17 protein-coding genes and 1 riboswitch are annotated in these 18,838 nt (G+C 71.3%); of the genes, 10 read left to right on the plus strand and 7 right to left on the minus strand.

The window, feature by feature from the left end; translation table 11 throughout:
* Positions 1–49 precede the first annotated feature (49 nt).
* Positions 50–163, plus strand: a riboswitch (TPP riboswitch).
* The 7 genes from thiO (at position 160) to ACGF3A_RS20005 (ending at position 7,225) form a co-directional block, all read left to right on the plus strand.
* Positions 160–1,353 (plus strand): glycine oxidase ThiO, encoded by a 1,194-nt coding sequence (thiO, locus tag ACGF3A_RS19975; protein ID WP_393731536.1) that lies wholly within the window; start codon positions 160–162, stop codon positions 1,351–1,353. Its footprint overlaps the riboswitch before it by 4 nt.
* Positions 1,350–1,586 carry a sulfur carrier protein ThiS gene (thiS, locus tag ACGF3A_RS19980; protein WP_393731537.1) on the plus strand — a complete coding sequence of 79 codons (237 nt, stop codon included), beginning with the start codon at positions 1,350–1,352 and terminating at the stop codon, positions 1,584–1,586. The genes thiO and thiS overlap by 4 nt, the downstream gene beginning before the upstream one ends.
* Positions 1,587–1,593: 7 nt before the next feature.
* Positions 1,594–2,391: a thiazole synthase gene (locus ACGF3A_RS19985; protein ID WP_393731538.1), complete on the plus strand. Its 798-nt coding sequence runs from the start codon at positions 1,594–1,596 to the stop codon at positions 2,389–2,391.
* Between the two features lie 380 nt (positions 2,392–2,771).
* A complete protein-coding gene (pknB, locus tag ACGF3A_RS19990; RefSeq protein WP_393731539.1) occupies positions 2,772–4,706 on the plus strand; it encodes a Stk1 family PASTA domain-containing Ser/Thr kinase in 1,935 nt (644 codons plus the stop codon).
* 322 nt (positions 4,707–5,028) lie between these two features.
* The gene (locus ACGF3A_RS19995; RefSeq protein ID WP_393731540.1) at positions 5,029–5,769 is read left to right on the plus strand and encodes a transglycosylase SLT domain-containing protein; all 741 of its coding nucleotides are present in this window, start codon (positions 5,029–5,031) and stop codon (positions 5,767–5,769) included.
* A 5-nt stretch (positions 5,770–5,774) separates the two neighbouring features.
* Positions 5,775–6,647 (plus strand): deoxyribonuclease IV, encoded by an 873-nt coding sequence (locus tag ACGF3A_RS20000; protein ID WP_393731541.1) that lies wholly within the window; start codon positions 5,775–5,777, stop codon positions 6,645–6,647.
* A gap of 92 nt (positions 6,648–6,739) precedes the next feature.
* The gene (locus ACGF3A_RS20005) at positions 6,740–7,225 is read left to right on the plus strand and encodes a DUF4396 domain-containing protein (protein ID WP_393731542.1); all 486 of its coding nucleotides are present in this window, start codon (positions 6,740–6,742) and stop codon (positions 7,223–7,225) included.
* Here the strand turns inward: ACGF3A_RS20005 and ACGF3A_RS20010 are convergent, their stop codons facing one another.
* A complete protein-coding gene (locus ACGF3A_RS20010; RefSeq protein WP_393731543.1) occupies positions 7,226–7,849 on the minus strand; it encodes a sulfite oxidase-like oxidoreductase in 624 nt (207 codons plus the stop codon).
* A 184-nt stretch (positions 7,850–8,033) separates the two neighbouring features.
* Here ACGF3A_RS20010 and bfr point away from each other — a divergent pair, with 184 nt between their 5' ends.
* Complete coding sequence (gene bfr, locus ACGF3A_RS20015) at positions 8,034–8,513, plus strand: bacterioferritin (RefSeq protein WP_393731544.1); 480 nt, start codon at positions 8,034–8,036, stop codon at positions 8,511–8,513.
* Here bfr and ACGF3A_RS20020 read toward each other — a convergent pair.
* The 4 genes from ACGF3A_RS20020 to ACGF3A_RS20035 form a co-directional block, all read right to left on the minus strand.
* Positions 8,494–8,772, minus strand: coding sequence for a bacterioferritin-associated ferredoxin (locus ACGF3A_RS20020; protein ID WP_393731545.1), 279 nt, complete (start codon positions 8,770–8,772; stop codon positions 8,494–8,496). The genes bfr and ACGF3A_RS20020 overlap by 20 nt on opposite strands.
* 127 nt (positions 8,773–8,899) lie before the next feature.
* Positions 8,900–10,243 carry a class II 3-deoxy-7-phosphoheptulonate synthase gene (locus ACGF3A_RS20025; protein ID WP_393731901.1) on the minus strand — a complete coding sequence of 448 codons (1,344 nt, stop codon included), beginning with the start codon at positions 10,241–10,243 and terminating at the stop codon, positions 8,900–8,902.
* A gap of 68 nt (positions 10,244–10,311) precedes the next feature.
* A complete protein-coding gene (locus ACGF3A_RS20030) occupies positions 10,312–11,922 on the minus strand; it encodes an AbgT family transporter (RefSeq protein WP_393731546.1) in 1,611 nt (536 codons plus the stop codon).
* A gap of 8 nt (positions 11,923–11,930) precedes the next feature.
* Complete coding sequence (locus ACGF3A_RS20035; RefSeq protein WP_393731547.1) at positions 11,931–13,193, minus strand: amidohydrolase family protein; 1,263 nt, start codon at positions 13,191–13,193, stop codon at positions 11,931–11,933.
* A 131-nt stretch (positions 13,194–13,324) separates the two neighbouring features.
* On the opposite strand from ACGF3A_RS20035, the gene ACGF3A_RS20040 reads away from it, so the two are divergent.
* Positions 13,325–14,353 (plus strand): Lrp/AsnC family transcriptional regulator, encoded by a 1,029-nt coding sequence (locus ACGF3A_RS20040; protein ID WP_393731548.1) that lies wholly within the window; start codon positions 13,325–13,327, stop codon positions 14,351–14,353.
* 414 nt (positions 14,354–14,767) lie between these two features.
* Positions 14,768–16,672, plus strand: a complete 1,905-nt coding sequence (locus tag ACGF3A_RS20045) for an anthranilate synthase family protein (protein ID WP_393731549.1) — start codon at positions 14,768–14,770, stop codon at positions 16,670–16,672.
* Here ACGF3A_RS20045 and ACGF3A_RS20050 read toward each other — a convergent pair.
* Positions 16,635–17,654, minus strand: coding sequence for an NAD(P)-dependent oxidoreductase (locus ACGF3A_RS20050; RefSeq protein WP_393731550.1), 1,020 nt, complete (start codon positions 17,652–17,654; stop codon positions 16,635–16,637). The genes ACGF3A_RS20045 and ACGF3A_RS20050 overlap by 38 nt on opposite strands.
* A 135-nt stretch (positions 17,655–17,789) precedes the next feature.
* A complete protein-coding gene (locus tag ACGF3A_RS20055) occupies positions 17,790–18,818 on the minus strand; it encodes a 6-phosphofructokinase (RefSeq protein ID WP_393731551.1) in 1,029 nt (342 codons plus the stop codon).
* Positions 18,819–18,838 lie beyond the last annotated feature (20 nt).

An 18,838-nucleotide genomic window follows, 5' to 3' on the forward strand; every position in this document is an offset into this window, starting at 1 on the left:
ATCACTCTAAGCCGGACTCCCCGCGCCGGAGGCGCCGCAGTACGCTGGGGCGGACATACGCGGGAGCCCGGACGTACCGGGCTGAGAGGGAGGCTGGGCGGCCTCCGACCGTCCGAACCTGATCCGGGTCATACCGGCGAAGGGAGCTGCGTTCTTCCCATGCGCGTCACACCCCACTCCCCCTCCCCCTCCCCCTCCTCCTCCCCCGACGTCGCCGTGCTCGGCGGCGGGCTCATCGGCCTGGTCACGGCCTGGCGGGCCGCGCGGCGCGGGCTGCGCGTCGCCGTCGTCGACCCGGCGCCGGGCGGCGGCGCGGCCCAGGTGGCCGCCGGGATGCTCGCCGCCGTCACCGAGCTGCACTACGGCGAGGAGACGCTGCTCGCCCTCAACCTCGCCTCGGCACGCCGCTATCCGGACTTCGTCGCGGAGCTGGAGGAGGCGAGCGGCCAGGAGACCGGCTACCGCGCCTGCGGCACCCTCGCCGTGGCGCTCGACGCCGACGACCGCGCCCATCTGCGCGAACTCCACGCGCTCCAGCTCCGCTGCGGCCTGGAGTCGGAGTGGCTGACCGGCCGCGAGTGCCGCCGTCTCGAACCGATGCTCGCCCCCTCGGTACGGGGCGGGCTGCGCGTCGACGGCGACCACCAGGTCGATCCGCGCCGCCTCGCCGCCGCGCTGCTGGTGGCCTGCGAGCGCGCGGGCGTGACGTTCCACCGCGCCTCGGCCGTACGGCTGCGCACCGCGAACGGCCGCGCTACGGGCGCCGACCTGGACGACGGCACGGTGCTCGACGCCGGGCAGACGGTGCTGGCCCTCGGCTCGTACAGCGGCCGTCTGGACGGCGTCCCGCCGGACGTGCTGCCGCCGGTCCGCCCGGTGAAGGGGCAGGTGCTGCGGCTATGGATGCCGCCGTCCCGGTTCGGCCCGTTCCTCTCGCGCACCGTGCGCGCGGTCGTCCGCGGCGGCCACCTCTATCTCGTCCCGCGCGCCAGCGGCGAACTGGTCGTCGGCGCCACCAGCGAGGAGTTGGGCTGGGACACCACGGTCACGGCGGGCGGCGTCTACGAACTGCTGCGCGACGCCCACGAGCTGGTCCCCGGCATCACCGAACTCCCCCTCGCCGAGACCCTCGCCGGACTCCGCCCCGCCACCCCCGACAACGCGCCCCTGCTGGGCCCCTCGGCCCTCCCCGGCCTCCACCTGGCCACCGGCCACTACCGCCACGGCGTGCTGCTCACCGCCGTGACGGGCGACACGATGGGCGCGCTGCTGGAGACGGGCGAACTGCCCGAGGAGGCCCGCGCCTTCGCCCCGGGGCGCTTCGCGCACGAACGTAAGGAGCAGTACGCATGAGCACTGACGGGACCGTGCCTGTGACCGTGACCGTCTCCGTATCCGTGAACGGCGAATCCCGCGCCGTGCCGGACGGCCTCGCCCTCGACCGGCTCGTGGCGACGTTCAGCACCGCGCCCAGCGGGGTCGCCGCCGCCGTCAACGAGGACGTCGTACCGCGCGGCCGCTGGGCGGAGACCCGCCTCGGCGAGGGCGACCGCGTGGAGATACTCACCGCCGTACAGGGAGGCTGACCGCACCATGGCCGACGACGCGCTGACCATCGGCGACACCACGTTCACGTCCCGCCTGATCATGGGTACGGGCGGGGCGCCCAGCCTCGACGTGCTGGAACGGGCCCTGCTCGCCTCCGGCACCGAGCTGACGACCGTCGCCATGCGCCGCCTCGACCCCGGCGTGCAGGGCTCGGTCCTCTCCGTACTGGAGAAGCACGGCATCCGCGTCCTGCCGAACACCGCGGGCTGCTACACGGCGGGCGAGGCCGTCCTCACCGCCCGCCTCGCCCGCGAGGCCCTCGGCACGGACTGGGTGAAACTGGAGGTCATCGCCGACGAGCGCACCCTGCTCCCCGACCCGGTCGAGCTGCTGGACGCCGCCGAGACGCTGGTCGACGACGGCTTCACGGTCCTTCCCTATACGAACGACGATCCGGTGCTGGCCCGGAAGCTGGAGGACGCGGGGTGCGCGGCGATCATGCCGCTGGGCTCCCCCATCGGCTCGGGCCTGGGCATCCGCAACCCGCACAACTTCTCCTTGATCACCGAGCGGGCAGGTGTCCCCGTCATCCTGGACGCCGGTGCCGGCACGGCCTCCGACGTCGCGCTCGCGATGGAGCTGGGGTGCGCGGCCGTCATGCTGGCCTCGGCGGTCACGCGGGCCCAGGAGCCGGTGCTCATGGCCGAGGCCATGAGGCACGCGACCGATGCCGGGCGCCTCGCCTTCCGGGCCGGCCGCATCCCCCGCCGCCACTTCGCCGAAGCGTCGTCGCCGGTAGAGGGCACGCCCTCTCTCGACCCCGAAAGGCCTGCTTTCGGCTGAGCAGGGGCTGCCCCTTGCTGTGCATTGCAGCCTGCGGGTGCGCCGTGGCCGGTCGCGCAGTTCCCCGCGCCCCTGGCGGGGTGCCCCTCGCGGCGCGTAGCATTCCGCGGGCTTCGCCGTGGCTTGGCGCGCAGTTCCCCGCGCCCCTGAAGCCGCCCCTTCGGGGCGTGCTTCGGGGCGCAGCCTGGCCGCGCAAAGCGCCCCGGAGGGGCGCTTCAGGGGCGCGGGGAACTGCGCGGCCGGCCACAGCGCGCTCGCAGACTGCGACGCACCGCAAGGGGCTGCCCGGGCTCAGTCCGGATGCCGGGCAACGTCACCGTTCGGCTCCAGCAGGGCACCGCACGAACCCGAAGGGCATCGCGACTCGTAAACTCTCCGCAATGGACACCACCCTCAAGGATCCGCTGGTCGGCAAGGTGCTCGACGGGCGATACCGCGTGGACGCGCGTATCGCCGTCGGCGGCATGGCCACGGTCTACCGCGCGATGGACACACGCCTGGACCGCGTGCTGGCCCTGAAGGTGATGCATCCCTCTCTCGTGGCCGACGACACGTTCGTAGGCCGGTTCATCCGGGAGGCCAAGTCGGCCGCGCGTCTCGCGCACCCCAACGTGGTCGGCGTCTTCGACCAGGGCACGGACGGGACGTACGTCTATCTCGCGATGGAGTACGTCTCCGGCTGCACCCTCCGCGACGTGCTGCGCGACAGAGGCGCGCTGCAGCCGCGCGCGGCGCTCGACATCCTGGAGCCGATCCTCGCCGCGCTCGGCGCCGCGCACCGCGCGGGGCTCGTGCACCGCGACATGAAGCCGGAGAACGTCCTGATAGGGGACGACGGCCGGGTGAAGGTCGCCGACTTCGGGCTCGTACGGGCCGTGGACAGCCAGTCCGGTGTGACGACGGACTCGATCCTGGGCACCGTCTCGTATCTCGCGCCGGAGCAGATCGAGCACGGCGCCGCCGACACCCGCACCGATCTGTACGCGTGCGGCGTGATGCTCTACGAGATGCTGACCGGCGCCAAGCCGCACGCGGGCGGCACCCCGGCGCAGGTGCTCTACCAACATCTGCACGAGGACGTCCCGGCCCCCTCGCAGTCGGTGCCGGGTGCGGCGCACGCGCTGGACGAGCTGGTGGCGCGCGCCGCCGCGCGCGATCCGCGGCAGCGCCCCGCGGACGCCGTCGCGATGCTCTCGGAGACCCGCGCCACGCGGGCCCGCCTGACCGACGCCGAGCTGGACGCCGTGCCGCCGCGCGCGAAGGACGCCGACGCCCAGCAGAAGAAGGAGTCCGGCGGCGACGAGGCCGGTACGTACGTGATCCCGCGCCCGGCGCTCGTCTCCGCCGCCGAGCCGCTGAACGCCACCACCCGGCTCGCCCCGCCCCCGCTCGACCCCCCGCCCGCGCCCCCGGGCGGCCGGGGCCCGCGCGGAGGGCCGCGGCGGCCGCCGCGCTGGGCGCTGGTCGCGGTGGGCGCGCTGCTGCTCGTCCTGCTGGGCGTGGGGATCTGGTACATCAACTCCGGACAGTTCACGCGGACGCCCGCGGTGCTCGACAAGACGCGGGCCGAGGCCACGCGGCTGATCGACGACGAGGGCCTCGACGTGAGGGTCACGTACGACTACAGCGCGCGCGTGAAGCGCGGCCATGTGATCGACACCAACCCGAACCCGGGCGAGCGCATCCGCAACACCGGCACCGTCACGCTGGTCGTCTCGCGCGGCCCGCACGTCGTGAAGGTCCCGGACGTGAAGGGCTCGCCGCTCGCCGAGGCGAAGGACGAGCTGAAGAAGGCGGGCCTGGAGCCCGGCGCGGTCAAGCGGCGCTTCAGCGACAGCGTGCCGCGCGGCGAAGTCGTCACGACGGATCCGACGCCGGGCACCAAGCGGCGCTCGGGGACGGCCGTGGCGCTGTCCGTCTCCAAGGGCGAGCCGCTGGACGTGCCGGACGTCGTCGGTGAGGACGAGAGCGCGGCGCGGGACGAGCTGCGGGAAGAGGGCTTCAAGGTCCGCGTCGCGGCCAAGCGCGTCTTCTCCGAGGAGGACAAGGGCACGGTCGCCCGCCAGTCCCCGGCCGACGGGGCTGTGCGGGAGAAGGGCGCGACCGTCACGCTGACGGTCTCCAAGGGCCAGGACATGGTCGAGGTGCCCGACGTGGAGGACAGCAGCGAGGACGAGGCCCGCACGGCGCTGGAGGACGCGGGGTTCAAGGTGACCGTGCGCAGGCTCTTCGTCAGCGACACGGTCTTCAACCAGTCCCCCGACGCGGGCGAGGAGGCCCCGCGCGGCTCCGAGGTCACCATCTGGCTGCGCTGACCCTCTCGGAGCGCGCTTTCCGGTCGGCTTTCCCGTCGTCACCGGTCGACTGAGCGTGAGCTCCGGGGGTCTCCCGTGTGAGCCCGCGCATAGGGCGCACATCACGTACGAACGGGATTAGTGGAACAGAACCGGACATGCGGCACTTCTGACGTGACGTCATACGCGGTCCACTAATCAGGGTCGTACGTCACACCTTTGATTTACGAATTCGAAGCCTTTAACACTTGGTCTTCGTCGCACGGCGCCGGGATCGAACTCGGCGTTCCTCGCCTTCCCCCGGCTCTGCGACGCAAACCAACGGAAAGGCTCCGCTCTCCCCATGCCCAGCATCTCCGGTTATCTCCGCAACCCCAAGGCAAAGAAGATTTCCGCCGTCGGTATCAGCGCTGCGGGTGCCGCCGCGCTCGCGCTGACGGTCGTCCCCGGCTCCGCCGAGGACGGGGACCACAGCCAGGCCGCGGCGACCATCTCCGCCGAGCCCGTCGCGTTCGCCACGGACTCCGCCTCCGCGAAGCACGAGTCCTCGGTCGCCAAGAAGGACCCCGCCGTGGCCAAGCAGGAGGCCGACGAGGCGCGCAAGGCCGAGGCACGCAAGGACGCCGCCGCCAAGCGCGAGGCCGAGCGCAAGGCCGAGGAGGCCCGCAAGGCCGAGGACGCGAAGGCCGACGCCGCGGCCCGGGACAAGGGCGACAAGCCCGCCAGCCGCTCCGCCAAGCGCGCCCCCGCCAAGCCCAGCTACCCCGACAACCTGGACGGCTGGATCCGCGAGGCCCGCTCGATCATGAAGAAGCACGGCATCCCCGGCTCGTACGACGGCATCAAGCGGAACATCATCCGCGAGTCCGGCGGCGACCCGAACGTGTCCAACGACTGGGACATCAACGCCAAGAACGGCGTGCCGTCCAAGGGCCTGCTCCAGGTGATCCAGCCCACCTTCGACGCCTACCACGTCAAGGGCACCCCGAAGAATCTGACCGACCCCGTCGCCAACATCGTCGCCGCCTGCAACTACGCGGCCGACCGGTACGGTTCGATGGACAACGTCGACTCGGCATACTGAAGCGTGTGACCGCAGAACAGACGAAGCGACAGCGCAATCCCATTGGCGGCCATGTCCCCGTAGCCGGGGGTCTGGCCGCCAATGGCATTTCCTATGCGCGGGAAATAGCGGCGGAGACGGTTCAGGTCTTCGTCGCCAATCCCCGTGGCTGGGCCACCCTCCCGGGAAAACCGGAGCAGGACGAGAAATTCCGCGCCGCCTGCGCAGAGGAGAATCTTCCCGCGTACGTCCACGCGCCGTATCTCATCAATTTCGGCTCGGACAACGAGGCGACGGCCGCCAAGTCCGTCTCCTCGATGCGCCATTCGCTGCGCAGGGGCCGGGAGATCGGCGCGCTCGGCGTCGTCGTGCACACGGGCTCGGCGACGGGCGGACGCGCCCGGGAGACGGCGCTCGCGCAGGCGGGCGAGCTGATGCGGCCGCTGCTGGACGAGCTGACGCACGACGACGACCCCTGGCTGCTGCTGGAGCCGACCGCGGGCCAGGGCGCCTCCCTCTGCTCGCAAGTGCGCGACCTCGGCCCGTACTTCGACGTCCTCGGCCACCACCCCAAGCTCGGGGTCTGCCTCGACACCTGCCACGTCTTCGCCGCCGGGCACGACCTCGCGGCCCCGGGCGGCGTACGGGACACGCTGGACGAACTGGTGGAGGTCACCGGACCCGGGCGGCTGAAGCTCATCCACGCCAACGACTCGAAGGACGTCGCCGGCGCCCACAAGGACCGGCACGCGAACATCGGCGCGGGCCACATCGGCGAGACCCCGTTCGCCGAGCTGCTGGCCCACCCGGCGACCGAGGGCGTCCCCCTGGTGATCGAGACCCCGGGCGGCAAGCAGGGGCACGCGGACGACGTGGCACTGCTGAAGAAGCTCCGCTGAGCCGTCTCCGCACACCACAGGAATACCCCGCTGGGGTATATCGTTGACCTCGCAGCACGCCAGGAGTCGCTCCGTTCCGCGAGGTGTCGCACATGTCCCAGCACCACCACGCCCCCGCGCAGCACGACCACGGCGGCCACGGGCCCGTCTCCTGGGCCATGGCCGCCAGGGCCACGCTGCACTGCCTCACCGGCTGTGCCATCGGCGAGATCCTGGGCATGATGATCGGCACAGCCCTGGCCTGGCACAACGCGCCGACGATGGCGCTCGCGATCGCCCTGGCCTTCGTCTTCGGCTACAGCTTCACGATGTACGCCGTGCTCCGCGCCGGGCTCGACCTCAAGTCGGCCTTCAAGGTCGCCCTGGCCGCCGACACGGTCTCGATCCTCGTCATGGAGATCGTGGACAACGGCGTCATCCTGGTGACCCCGGGCGCGATGGACGCCCACCTCACGGAGTGGCTCTTCTGGATCACGCTGGCCGTGGCCTTCGCCATCGCCTTCGTGGTGACCACGCCGGTCAACCGCTGGCTCATCGGCAAGGGCAAGGGCCACGCGGTGGCCCATCGGTACCACTGACTACAACTCGGGGCCGTCTCCCGGCTCCTCCTGGTAGGAGTAGCGCTGCTCCTGCCAGGGGTCGCCGAGGTTGTGGTAGCCGCGCTCCTCCCAGAAGCCCCGGCGGTCCGCCGTCATGTATTCGATGCCGCGGACCCATTTGGGCCCTTTCCAGGCGTACAGATGGGGCACGACGAGACGTACGGGGAAGCCGTGCTCGGCGGTGAGGAGTTCGCCCGCGCGATGCGTCGCGAACACCACGTTCTCCGCGGCGAAGTCGGCGAGCCGCAGATTCGAGCTGAAGCCGTACTCGGCCCACACCATCACATGGGTGACGTCCGGCGCGGGCGGTGCCAGCTCCAGGACCGTGCGGGCGCGCACGCCGCCCCATTCGGCGCCCAGCATGCTGAACTTCGCGACACAGTGCAGGTCAGCGACCACCGTCTCGTACGGCAGAGCGGTGAACTCCTCGTGCGCCCACGACCGCTTGTCGCCGTCGGAGGTGGCCCCGAAGACCCGGAAGTCCCAGCGGTCGGGCTTGAACTTCGGCACCGGTCCGTAGTGCGTCACCGGCCAGCCGCGCTGGAGCCGCTGCCCGGGCGGAAGCTCCGGTTGCTCCCCTTCGCGGCTTTGCGGTTGACCCATGTCTCCATGGTGACAGACCGACAGGGGTGCTTCTTACCGCCCCCTCACCCTTCACTCACAGTCGTAAATCCGGGCAAATTCGGTAAGCCTGCACTTACTGGACCAGCGCGCGGAAGCGGTGCGAGGATGCGCGGGCGCGCGCAAGCATTCGCACATTCCTGCCCCCTGGAAGGAGCCCGCCACCATGCAGGGCGACCCCGAGGTCATCGAATTCCTCAACGAGCAGTTGACCGCCGAGCTCACCGCGATCAACCAGTACTTCCTGCACGCCAAGATGCAGGAGAACTTCGGCTGGCCGAAGCTCGCGGAGTACACGCGGGCCGAGTCGTTCGACGAGATGAAGCACGCCGAGGTGCTCACGGACCGGATCCTGTTCCTGGACGGTCTGCCGAACTACCAGCGGCTCTTCCATGTGCGCGTCGGCCAGACGGTCACCGAGATGTTCCAGGCCGACCGGCAGATCGAGGTCGAGGCCATCGACCGGCTGCGCCGGGGCATCGAGCTGATGCGCTCCAAGGGCGACATCACCTCGGCCAAGCTCTTCGAGGACATCCTCAAGGACGAGGAGCACCACATCGACTACCTCGACACCCAGCTCGAACTGGTCGAGAAGCTCGGTGAGCCGCTCTACATCTCGCAGCTGATCAAGCAGCCGGAATCGTAAGAACCCGCTCCGGCAGAGACTCCACCGGCTCCACGGACTCCACGGATTCCACCGGCTCCAGGGCCGGCTCCCCCTTGTCCATGGCCGCGCGGCGGGGGCAGGTGCCCCGGCCCAGGAGGCCCTGGATGCGGCGCACGCAGGAGCCGCAGTCGGTGCCCGCCTTGCTCTCGGAGGCTATCTGGCGCGGGGTGCACGCACCCGCCGCCGCGTGCTCACGCACCTGCTCTTCGGTGATGCCGAAGCACGAGCAGACGTACACGCGGTCACCTCCGGACGGGAACTATCGATGAGGTTAACCTAACCTTACCCCGGCCGGAGTGTCCATAAATGCGCGTGGGGCCCGCATCACATCGGATGCGGGCCCCACGGCCGCTCATGGCAGGCGGCTACTGGTCGCGGTACATCTCCGCGACCAGGAAGGCCAGGTCCAGGGACTGGCTGCGGTTGAGGCGGGGGTCGCACGCGGTCTCGTACCGCTGGTGCAGGTCGTCGACGAAGATCTCGTCGCCGCCGCCCACGCACTCCGTGACGTCGTCGCCGGTCAGCTCCATGTGGATGCCGCCCGGGTGGGTGCCGAGGCTCTTGTGGACCTCGAAGAAGCCCTTGACCTCGTCCAGCACGTCGTCGAAGCGCCGGGTCTTGTGCCCGCTGGCCGCCTCGAAGGTGTTGCCGTGCATCGGGTCGCTGATCCAGGCCACCTGGGCGCCGGACGCCGTGACCTTCTCCACGAGCTCGGGGAGCCGGTCGCGGATCTTGTCGGCACCCATCCGCGTGATGAAGGTGAGGCGCCCCGGCTCGCGGTCCGGGTCGATCTTGTCGATGAGCGCCAGCGCCTCCTCGGAGGTGGTCGTCGGGCCCAGCTTGACGCCGACCGGGTTGCGCACACGGGAGGCGAACTCCACGTGGGCCCCGTCCAGTTGACGCGTACGCTCGCCGATCCAGACCATGTGCCCTGAGACGTCGTAGAGATTCCCGCTGCGGGAGTCGACGCGGGTGAGCGCCGATTCGTAGTCGAGCAGGAGCGCCTCGTGCGACGAGTAGAACTCGACGGTGCGCAGCTCCTCCGGGTCCGTGCCGCAGGCCCGCATGAACTTCATGGCCTGGTCGATCTCGCGCGCCAGCGCCTCGTACCGCTGCCCGGACGGGGAGTTCTTCACGAAGTCCTGGTTCCAGGCGTGCACCTGGCGCAGGTCCGCGTATCCGCCGGTGGTGAAGGCGCGCACGAGGTTCAGCGTCGAGGCCGAGGCGTGGTACATCCGCTTCAGCCGCTCCGGATCGGGCGTACGCGCCTCCGGCGTGAAGTCGAACCCGTTCACCGAGTCGCCCCGGTACGTCGGCAGGGTGACGCCGTCGCGGGTCTCCGTCGGCTTCGAGCGGGGCTTGCTGTACTGCCCGGCGATCCGGCCGACCTTCACGACCGGGACGGACCCGGCGTAGGTCAGCACGGCGCCCATCTGGAGCAGCGTCTTCAGCTTGTTCCGGATGTGCTCGGCGCTGACCTGGTCGAATGCCTCGGCGCAGTCACCGCCCTGGAGCAGGAACGCCTCACCGCGCGCGACCGCGCCCAGCCGGGCACGCAACTGGTCGCACTCGCCGGCGAAGACGAGCGGCGGATAGGACTCCAGCTCCGCGAGCGTCTCGCGCAGAGCCTCGTGGTCCGGCCAGTCGGGCTGCTGTGCCGCGGGAAGGTCTCGCCAGGTGTGGGCACCGGCGTCGGTGTTGGCGTTCACAGTCACGCGGTAAAGATTACGGGGTTTTCGGGCGTCTCCGTCCCCCTGACCGCGATACGAGACCGGCATCACGGCCTCGCCGGGAGATGGACGCCGGATCCCGGGCCCAGCGGGAGATCGGCGAAGTAGAAGATCCCGAGCACCGCCAGCCAGGCGATCAGGAACGGCACGGTGAAGACAGCCAGCCGCGAGAGCAGGGTGCCGAGCCGCGCCTCGGGCTCGTACCGCCGCAGCAGGGCGAGCGCGAGGAAGAGGTACGGGTTCATCGGAGTGATCATCTGCGTCGCCGAGTCGCCGATCCGGAACGCGGCCTGGGTCAGCGCGGGCTCCAGTCCGAGCAGCATGAACGTCGGTACGAAGACGGGCGCCATCAGCGACCACAGGGCCGAGCCCGAGGTGATGAAGAGGTTGAGGACGCAGACGAGCAGGACGAAGAGGAGGACGCCCAGGAAGCCTGTCAGGCCCGCCGCCTTCAGCAGGGCCGCGGCCTTGACCGCGAGCAGCGTGCCGACGTTCGACCATTCGAAGACCCCGATGACCTGGCTGATCATGAAGATGAGCACGATGTAGCCGGACATCCCGGTGACGGACTGGGCCATGATCTTCGGGACGTCGTCGGCGCCGCGCAGGGTGCCGACGCTCACGCCGTACACCACGCCGCCGAGCAGGAAGGCGACGAAGAGCAGCGGCACCACCCCGTCCAGCACCGGCGAGGGCACGAGCGCGCCGCCCTCGCCGCGCAGCGGGCTGCCGGGGAGCAGCCAGCAGACGACGACGGCCACGCCGTACGCGCCGACGGCGAGCAGCGCGCGCAGCAGGCCGCGCTTCTCCGGGGCCGTGACGGCCGTGCTGACCTCTCCGGCCTGCGCGGCTCCCTCGGGGGTGCCGCCCGTCGCGTCCTCGGTCTCCGGGTCCGTGACGCCGTCGCCCGTGGGCTGCGGCAGCCGGGGTTCCAGGACGCGCGCGGTGAGGAAGCCGCCGAGGAGGCCGAGCAGGGCGCTGGCGGTCGCGGTGAAGAAGTAGTTGATCAGTATGTGGGTCTCGACGCCCGGCGCGTCCGGCAGGACGGCGGCGGCCTTCTCCGTGATGCCGACGTAGAGCGCGTCGAGGGCGCCGATGGTGAAGCCCGCCGCGTATCCGGCGCAGACGGAGGCGAAGGCGCCGATGAGGCCCGCGACGGGGTTCCGCCCGGCGGCGCGGAAGGCGAGCGCGGCGAGCGGCGGGATCACGATGATGGCGATGTCGCTCATCAGGTGCGCCTGACAGGCCACGAAAGCGATCACATACGGAAGGAAGCGGGCCGGAGTGCGCGCGATGCTGATGCGTACGGCCGCCTCCAGCAGCCCCGTCCTCTCCGCGACGCCGACCGCCATCATCATCAGCAGCACGGTCCCCAGCGAGGGGAAGCCGGTGAAGTTCGGGATGAGGTTCGCCAGCAGCCACTGGACGCCCTCGCCCGTGAGGAGGCCGTGGATCTCCAGCGTCTTGTCCGAGCCCGGCACCGTCACGGTCGCGCCCGCCACCGCCAGCGCGGTGGAGGCGACGGCGAGCACCGCGAAGATGCCGGTGAACAGGTAGAACGGATGCGGCAGCCGGTTGCCGCCGCGCTCGATCAGGCCGAGCGCCTTGTCGAGCAGGGTGCCGCCGCCCGGCGGGGCCTTCTCCATCGTCCTGGCCATCGTCGTCGCTAGCCTCTCTCGGCGGGCTGCGCGGGCAGCAGGTTCTTACGGACGGTGCCGCCCTGGAGGACGTACGCGATCCGCGCGGGGTCGGCGAGGACGGAGATGTCGGCGAGCGGGTCCCCGTCGCAGACCACGAGGTCGGCCTCCTTACCCGCGGCGAGGGTGCCGATCCGGTCGTCGAGGCCGAGCAGCTCGGCGGCGCTGCGGGTGCCCGCGGTGATCGCGTCGAGCGGGGACATCCCGAGGGTCACCAGATGGATCAGCTCGCGCAGGTTCCGGCCGTGCGGACAGATCGCGGAGTCGGTGCCGAGCGCGATGCGGACGCCGTCGGCGATGGCCGCGGCGATATTCTCCTGAGTGATCCCGGACCAGCGGACCTTCTTCTCGTAGTGGTACGGCTCCATGGTCGACTTGTCGATTCCGTCGAAGACCGTGGAGAGCGTCGGGACGACGAACGTGCCGCGCTCCCCCGCCAGTTCACGGGCCCGCGCGTCCAGCCCGTAACCGTGCTCGACGCTGGTCACGCCGCCGCGGATCGCGTTGAGGATGCCTGCCGTGCCCTGCGCGTGGGCGGCGACGGGACGGCCGCCGTGCCGCGAGACCTCGTCCACGACCGCGCGGATCTCCTCCTCGCTCAGCCCCTCGTCGTCGGGCTGGTCGTGCGGGCTGCCCATGCCGCCGGTCGCGCAGAGCTTGATCACGTCGGCGCCCTCGCGCAGCAGCCTGCGCACCGAGATCCGCACCTGGTCGACGGTGTCCGCGATCTCCCCGACGCCGCCGCTGAGGTCCATCCCGCACGTGGTGCTGTAGTCGGCGTGACCGCCGGTGTGCCCCATGATCCGTACGGCCGTACGGATCCGCGGGCCCACGGTCAGCCCCTCGGCCTGCGCCACGCGGAACCCGGCCGGGAGACCGCCCAGGTCACGGGCCGTGGTGACCCCCGCGTCCAGCGTCAGCCGCATCCGCTCGGCGGCGCGGAAGACGCCCACCGTCGGGTCCTCCTGGAAGCGCCGGGTGAGATCGGCGGAGGAGCCCGCGCAGAAGTGGACGTGGGTGTCGATGAACCCGGGCAGCACGGTGCGGCCCCCGACGTCGAGGGTCCGTACGCCGGACTCGACGGGCGGCTCGCCCGCCGCGGGCCCGACGTAGCTGAGCGTGCCGTCCGCGCCCGTACGCACCACGCCGTCGTCCACGGGCGCCGCGCCGGTGCCGTCGACGATACGGGCGCCGGTGATCCGGAGCGGGACGGAAGAGGCAGGGGAGGTCACAGAAACTCCAGCTGTCGTCGCGGAGGGGGATGGGCTGGAGATACGGTCAGGTCTCTCGATGAACCGGCTGTTAAATCGCCGGATTCATTCACCGAGGGCTCTCACACGCACGATCCGGAAAGGCCAGGGAGATGCAGGGATCTGCCGCCCCCCAGGAGGACCTCGACGAGCTGGACCTCCAGCTCCTCCACGCCCTCCAGATCCAGCCGCGCGCCCCCTGGTCGCTGCTCGGCCAGGTGCTCGGCGTCGACCCGGTCACCGTCGCCCGCCGCTGGCAGCGGATGCGGGACGCGGGCACGGCCTGGGTGGACGGCTACCTCTCGATCGGCCACGAGGGCGCGGTCCGCGCGCACGTCGAGATCATCACCGACGGCGCGCGCCTCGCCGAGGTCTCCGGTGTCCTCGCCGAGGACGCGGAGATCATGAGCCTCAAGCAGACCTCGGGCTCCCGCGACCTCATCGCCATCGTCATCGCCCGCGACCTGGGCCGCCTCGTCGACTACGTCTCGGAACGCGTCTCCCGCATCCCCGGCGTCCGTACGACCCGCATCCACGTCATCACCGCGGCGCCCTGGGAGGGCAGCATGTGGCGGCTGCGCGCCCTCACCCCGCAGCAGCGGGCCCGGCTCCAGCCCCCGCCCCCCGAGCGCCCCGCGGTCCTCGCTTCCCTCACCCCGGTCGACCAGCGCATCGCCGTGGCCATCGGGCAGGACGGGCGGATGCCGCTCACGGAGCTGGCCTCGGCCGTCGGTACGAGCGTGGCCACGGCCCGCCGCAGGCTCCAGCTCCTCACCGCGAGCCGTCAGCTCTCCCTGCGCTGCACCGTGGCCCGCCCGCTCTCGGGCTCGCCGGTCGCCGCCGTCTACTTCGCGTCCGTACCGGCCGAGCATCTGGAGGCGGCGGCCCAGGCGCTCCGTACCCTGCCGGAACTCCGCCTCTGCACGATCACGGCCGGGCCGTACAACCTGGTCCTCGACGTCTGGCTACGGGCCCTCCATGACGTCCACGCCCTGGAGACCCACATCGGGCGCGAGCTCCACGGGCTCTCGCTGCGCATCGACGAACGGGCGGTCGTCCTCCGCACGATCAAGCACGTGGGCCGCGTCCTGGACAAGAGCGGACGCAGCGTCCGAGCTGTCCCAATGGAACTGGACAACTAACCAGAGCCCACCCCTTCTCCCTGAGGGGCGCGAGGAACTGCGCGACAAGCCACGACGCACTCGCAGCCCGCGAAGCACAGCCCGGGGCACCCCGAACCCGGCTCTATCGCCGGAGCACCCGGCGTGGGGGGCTGCGCTTGCCAACCCTGCGCCTTGCGCAGACTTCCCAAGCTCAGAGGGGTGGAGGGAGAGGTGGGGCGTGCCCCGTCAGGGGCGCGGGGCAGATTCTGCTCGGCTCATCCGTTAAGGTGCACGCATGCACGCGCTCGTGAACATGAACTGGTGGTGGCCCGCTCAGGTGGCGGCCCATCCCGGCATGCGCGTGCGCTGAGCACCGCAGTACAGGCAGGCCGCCCGAGGGGCGGCCTTTTTCGTGTTCGGCGGCCGTTCCTCCCCACGTGAAGGAACCCGCCCATGGACCGCACCACCACTCTCATCAACCGTCTGACCAGCGACGACGCTCCACCCTTCGCCCTGCTCCGCAGGCGTACGCCCGGCCGCGAGGCCGATACCGTCGAGCTGTTGACCGGCCCCGTGCACACGAGGGAACGGCTCGCTGAGATCCCCGTGGACGACGGCGGCGCGCTCGCGCTCGTACCGTTCCGGCAGATCCGGGAGCGTGGGTTCGACGTGACGGACGACGGCACTCCGCTCTCCGTGCTCGCCGTGGAGGAGCGGCATGAACTGCCGCTCGGCGCCGTGCTGGACGCGCTGCCCGCGCACAGCGTCCACGTGGAAGGCGGCGCCTTCGACGTGGACGACGGCGCGTACGAGGAGATCGTGCGCCGCGTCGTCGAGGACGAGATCGGCACGGGCGAGGGCGCGAACTTCGTCGTGCGCCGCACCTTCGAGGGCACCGTCGGCACCGTCCCCGGCTTCTCGCGGGCCGACGCGCTCGCGCTCTTCCGGCGGCTGCTGCGCGGCGAGCAGGGCGCGTACTGGACGTTCGTCGTGCACACCGGGGACCGCGTCCTCCTGGGCGCCAGCCCCGAGGTGCACGTACGGATGAGCGGCGGGACCGTCGTGATGAACCCGATCAGTGGGACCTACCGGTATCCACCCGAAGGGCCGAGCGTCGAGGGGCTGCTGGAGTTCCTGGACGACCGCAAGGAGAGCGAGGAGCTGTCCATGGTCGTCGACGAGGAGCTGAAGATGATGTGCACCGTCGGCGACGAGGGCGGCGTCGTCGTCGGGCCCCGGCTGAAGGAGATGGCGCACCTGGCGCACACCGAGTACGAGCTGCGCGGCAAGAGCACGCTCGACGTGCGCGACGTGCTGCGCGAGACGATGTTCGCGGCGACCGTGACGGGCTCGCCCGTGGAGAACGCCTGCCGGGTGATCGAGCGGCACGAGAGGGGCGGTCGCGGCTACTACGCGGGGGCGCTGGCCCTCGTCGGGCGGGACGCGGGCGGCGCGCAGACGCTGGACTCCCCCATCCTCATCCGCGCCGCCGACATCGACACGGCGACGGGACGGCTGCGGGTCCCGGTCGGGGCCACGCTGGTGCGCGCCTCGGACCCGGCGAACGAGGTCGCCGAGACGCACGCCAAGGCGGCCGGGGTACTGGCGGCGCTCGGTGTGCGCGAGGGGCGCCCCCGGGACGCGCGCGCCCGGGTCCGGCTCGCGGACGACCCGCGTGTGCAGGCGGCGCTGGAGGAGCGGCGGGCCGGTCTGGCGCCGTTCTGGCTGCGGATGCGGACGGGAGCGCCGCAGACCCCGGAGGGGGACGCGCGGGAGGTCCTCGTCGTGGACGGCGAGGACACCTTCACCTCGATGCTCGCCCATCTGCTGAGGTCCTCGGGCCACGCGGTGACCGTACGGCGCTACGACGCCCCGGGCCTGCGCGAGGCGGCGACGGCGCACGAGGGTCCCGTGGTGCTCGGGCCGGGGCCCGGCGACCCGCGTGACCTGGCCGATCCGAAGATGCGGCTGCTGCGCGGGCTCGCCGCCGAGCTGGTGCGCGGGCACCGCCACGGCCTGCTGGGCGTCTGCCTCGGGCATGAGCTGCTCGCCGCCGAGCTGGGGCTCGATCTCGTACGGAAGGAGCGGCCGTACCAGGGGGCGCAGGAGCGGATCGACCTCTTCGGGCGGCCCGAGACCGTCGGCTTCTACAACTCGTACACCGCCCGGTGCGACGACGAGGCCGCCGAGGAGCTGTCCCTGCACCGCGTCGAGCTGAGCCGCGACCCGGCGAGCGGCGAGGTGCACGCGCTGCGCGGGCCCGGCTTCGCAGGGGTGCAGTTCCACCCCGAGTCGGTGCTGACGCTGGACGGGGCCGGGATCACCGCTGAGCTGCTGGAGGCTGTCCTGGTGCGGTGAGGACGTTGGCGCTGGTGCGGCCGGCCAGATAGTCCTCCACGTTGCTCACCGTGGTGTCGACGATCTGGCCGACCGCGTCCGTCGTGTAGTACGCCTGGTGCGAGGTGACCAGCACATTGCTGAACGTCATCAGGCGGGCGAGGACGTCGTCCTGGACCACGTCGAGCGAGCGGTCGAGGAAGAAGAGGCCCGACTCCGCCTCGTACACATCCAGGCCCACGCCGGAGAAGCGGCCCTGGCGCAGCTCCTCGACCAGCGCCTCGGTGTCCACGAGACCGCCCCGGCTGGAGTTGATCAGCAGCGCGTCGTCCTTCATGGAGCGGAGCGCGGGGCCGTCGATGAGGTGGTGGGTGTCGGACAGCAGGGGGACGTGCAGGCTGAGCAGGTCGGCGTCGGCGAGGAGGCGGGGCAGCTCGACGTAGCGCATGCCGAGCTCCACGCAGGCCGGGTTCTCCGCGACGTCCCAGCCCAGCAGGTTCATCCCGAAGCCGTGCGCGATGCGGGTGAACGCCTCGCCGATCTTGCCGGTGCCGATGACGCCGACCGTACGGCCGTGCATGTCGCGGCCCATCAGGCCGTCCAGCCGGAAGTCGAACTCGCGGGTGCGGCGGGCCGCGCGGACGACCCTGCGGTTCACGGCCATCGCCAGGGCCCAGGCGAACTCCGCGACCGCGAACGGCGAGTAGTACGACACCCGGGCGACCGTCATGCCCAGCTCGGCCGCCGTGTCCAGCGCGATGTTGTTGAAGCCGGTGGCCCGCTGGGCGATCATCCGGGTGCCGCCCTTGGCGAGGGCGCGGAGGGTGTCGGCGTCCAGGTCCGCGTTGACGCTCACCGAGATGACCTCGTGGCCCGCCGCGAGGGGCGCCGTGTCGTGGTTCATGAACACGTCCACGCAGCGCGCGTGGAGCTGGCGCTGCTGGAACGCGCGCTCCAGCAGCGGGCGCTCGTCCTGCTGGACGCCGAAGGCGAGGATGTCCACGGGCGGATTCCCTCCGGGAAGGGGTGCAATTCAGCCGATACGTCGCACTCTACGTGCCCGGCAGGGGTGGCGCCCGGGGCGGACGCCCGCGGTGGGCCCCACCCCGGTCCCGGCCGCGCTCAGCCGAAGACGCGCTCAGCCGAAGAAGACTCCCGCCTCCTCGTACAGCTCCGGGTCGACCGTCTTCAGCTTCTCCGTGGCCTTGGAGAGCGGCACCCGGACGATGTCCGTGCCGCGCAGGGCGACCATCGTGCCCCACGCCTCGTCCTTGACGGCGTCGATCGCGTGGAGCCCGAAGCGGGTGGCGAGCCAGCGGTCGAACGCGCTGGGCGTGCCGCCGCGCTGGATGTGGCCCAGCACCGTCGTCCGCGCCTCCTTGCCCGTGCGGCTCTCGATCTCCTTGGACAGCCACTCGCCGACGCCGGAGAGCCGGACATGGCCGAAGGAGTCGGTGGAGCCGTCCTTGAGGACCATCTCGCCGCCCTTCGGCATCGCACCCTCGGCGACGACGACGATCGGCGCGTAACTCGCCTTGAAGCGGGAGGTGACCCAGGCGCAGACCTGCTCGATGTCGAAGCGCTGCTCGGGGATCAGGATGCAGTTCGCCCCGCCCGCCAGGCCCGAGTGGAGCGCGATCCAGCCCGCGTGGCGGCCCATCACCTCGACCACGAGGACGCGCATGTGGGACTCGGCGGTGGTGTGCAGGCGGTCGATGGCCTCGGTGGCGACGGTGACCGCGGTGTTGAAACCGAAGGTGTAATCGGTCGCGGAGAGATCGTTGTCAATCGTCTTGGGGACGCCGACGCACCGGATCCCGTACTCGTCGGTGAGCTTCGCGGCCACCCCGAGGGTGTCCTCGCCGCCGATGGCGATCAGCGCGTCCACCTCGTGCTTGGCGAGGTTCTCCTTGATACGGCGGACGCCGTTCTCCTCTTTGAAGGGGTTGGTACGCGAGGAGCCGAGCAGCGTGCCGCCGCGCGGCAGCATGCCGCGGACCGCCGGGATGTCGAGCTGGGCCGTGTCCCCCTCCAGGGGGCCGCGCCAGCCGTCACGGAAGCCTACGAAGTCCATCTCGTAACGCTGGACTCCCTTACGGACCACGGCCCGCATGACCGCATTGAGACCGGGGCAGTCACCGCCGCCGGTCAGCACTCCGACCCGCATGGGGTCTCCCTTCTCCGCGT

The organism is Streptomyces sp. NPDC048172 (genome assembly GCF_043202595.1).
In the GTDB taxonomy this organism is placed as follows: Bacteria; Actinomycetota; Actinomycetes; order Streptomycetales; family Streptomycetaceae; genus Streptomyces.

Bases quoted from the DNA above. Each gene is read 5' to 3' on its own strand.
- ACGF3A_RS19985 (WP_393731538.1), top strand. From the start codon at position 1,594: ATGGCCGACGACGCGCTGACCATCGGCGACACCACGTTCACGTCCCGC.
- pknB (WP_393731539.1), top strand. From the start codon at position 2,772: ATGGACACCACCCTCAAGGATCCGCTGGTCGGCAAGGTGCTCGACGGG.
- ACGF3A_RS20005 (WP_393731542.1), top strand. From the start codon at position 6,740: ATGTCCCAGCACCACCACGCCCCCGCGCAGCACGACCACGGCGGCCAC.
- bfr (WP_393731544.1), top strand. From the start codon at position 8,034: ATGCAGGGCGACCCCGAGGTCATCGAATTCCTCAACGAGCAGTTGACC.
- ACGF3A_RS20055 (WP_393731551.1), bottom strand. From the start codon at position 18,818: ATGCGGGTCGGAGTGCTGACCGGCGGCGGTGACTGCCCCGGTCTCAAT.
- thiS (WP_393731537.1), top strand. From the start codon at position 1,350: ATGAGCACTGACGGGACCGTGCCTGTGACCGTGACCGTCTCCGTATCC.
- ACGF3A_RS19995 (WP_393731540.1), top strand. From the start codon at position 5,029: ATGCCCAGCATCTCCGGTTATCTCCGCAACCCCAAGGCAAAGAAGATT.
- ACGF3A_RS20045 (WP_393731549.1), top strand. From the start codon at position 14,768: ATGGACCGCACCACCACTCTCATCAACCGTCTGACCAGCGACGACGCT.
- thiO (WP_393731536.1), top strand. From the start codon at position 160: ATGCGCGTCACACCCCACTCCCCCTCCCCCTCCCCCTCCTCCTCCCCC.
- ACGF3A_RS20030 (WP_393731546.1), bottom strand. From the start codon at position 11,922: ATGGCCAGGACGATGGAGAAGGCCCCGCCGGGCGGCGGCACCCTGCTC.
- ACGF3A_RS20040 (WP_393731548.1), top strand. From the start codon at position 13,325: ATGCAGGGATCTGCCGCCCCCCAGGAGGACCTCGACGAGCTGGACCTC.
- ACGF3A_RS20010 (WP_393731543.1), bottom strand. From the start codon at position 7,849: ATGGGTCAACCGCAAAGCCGCGAAGGGGAGCAACCGGAGCTTCCGCCC.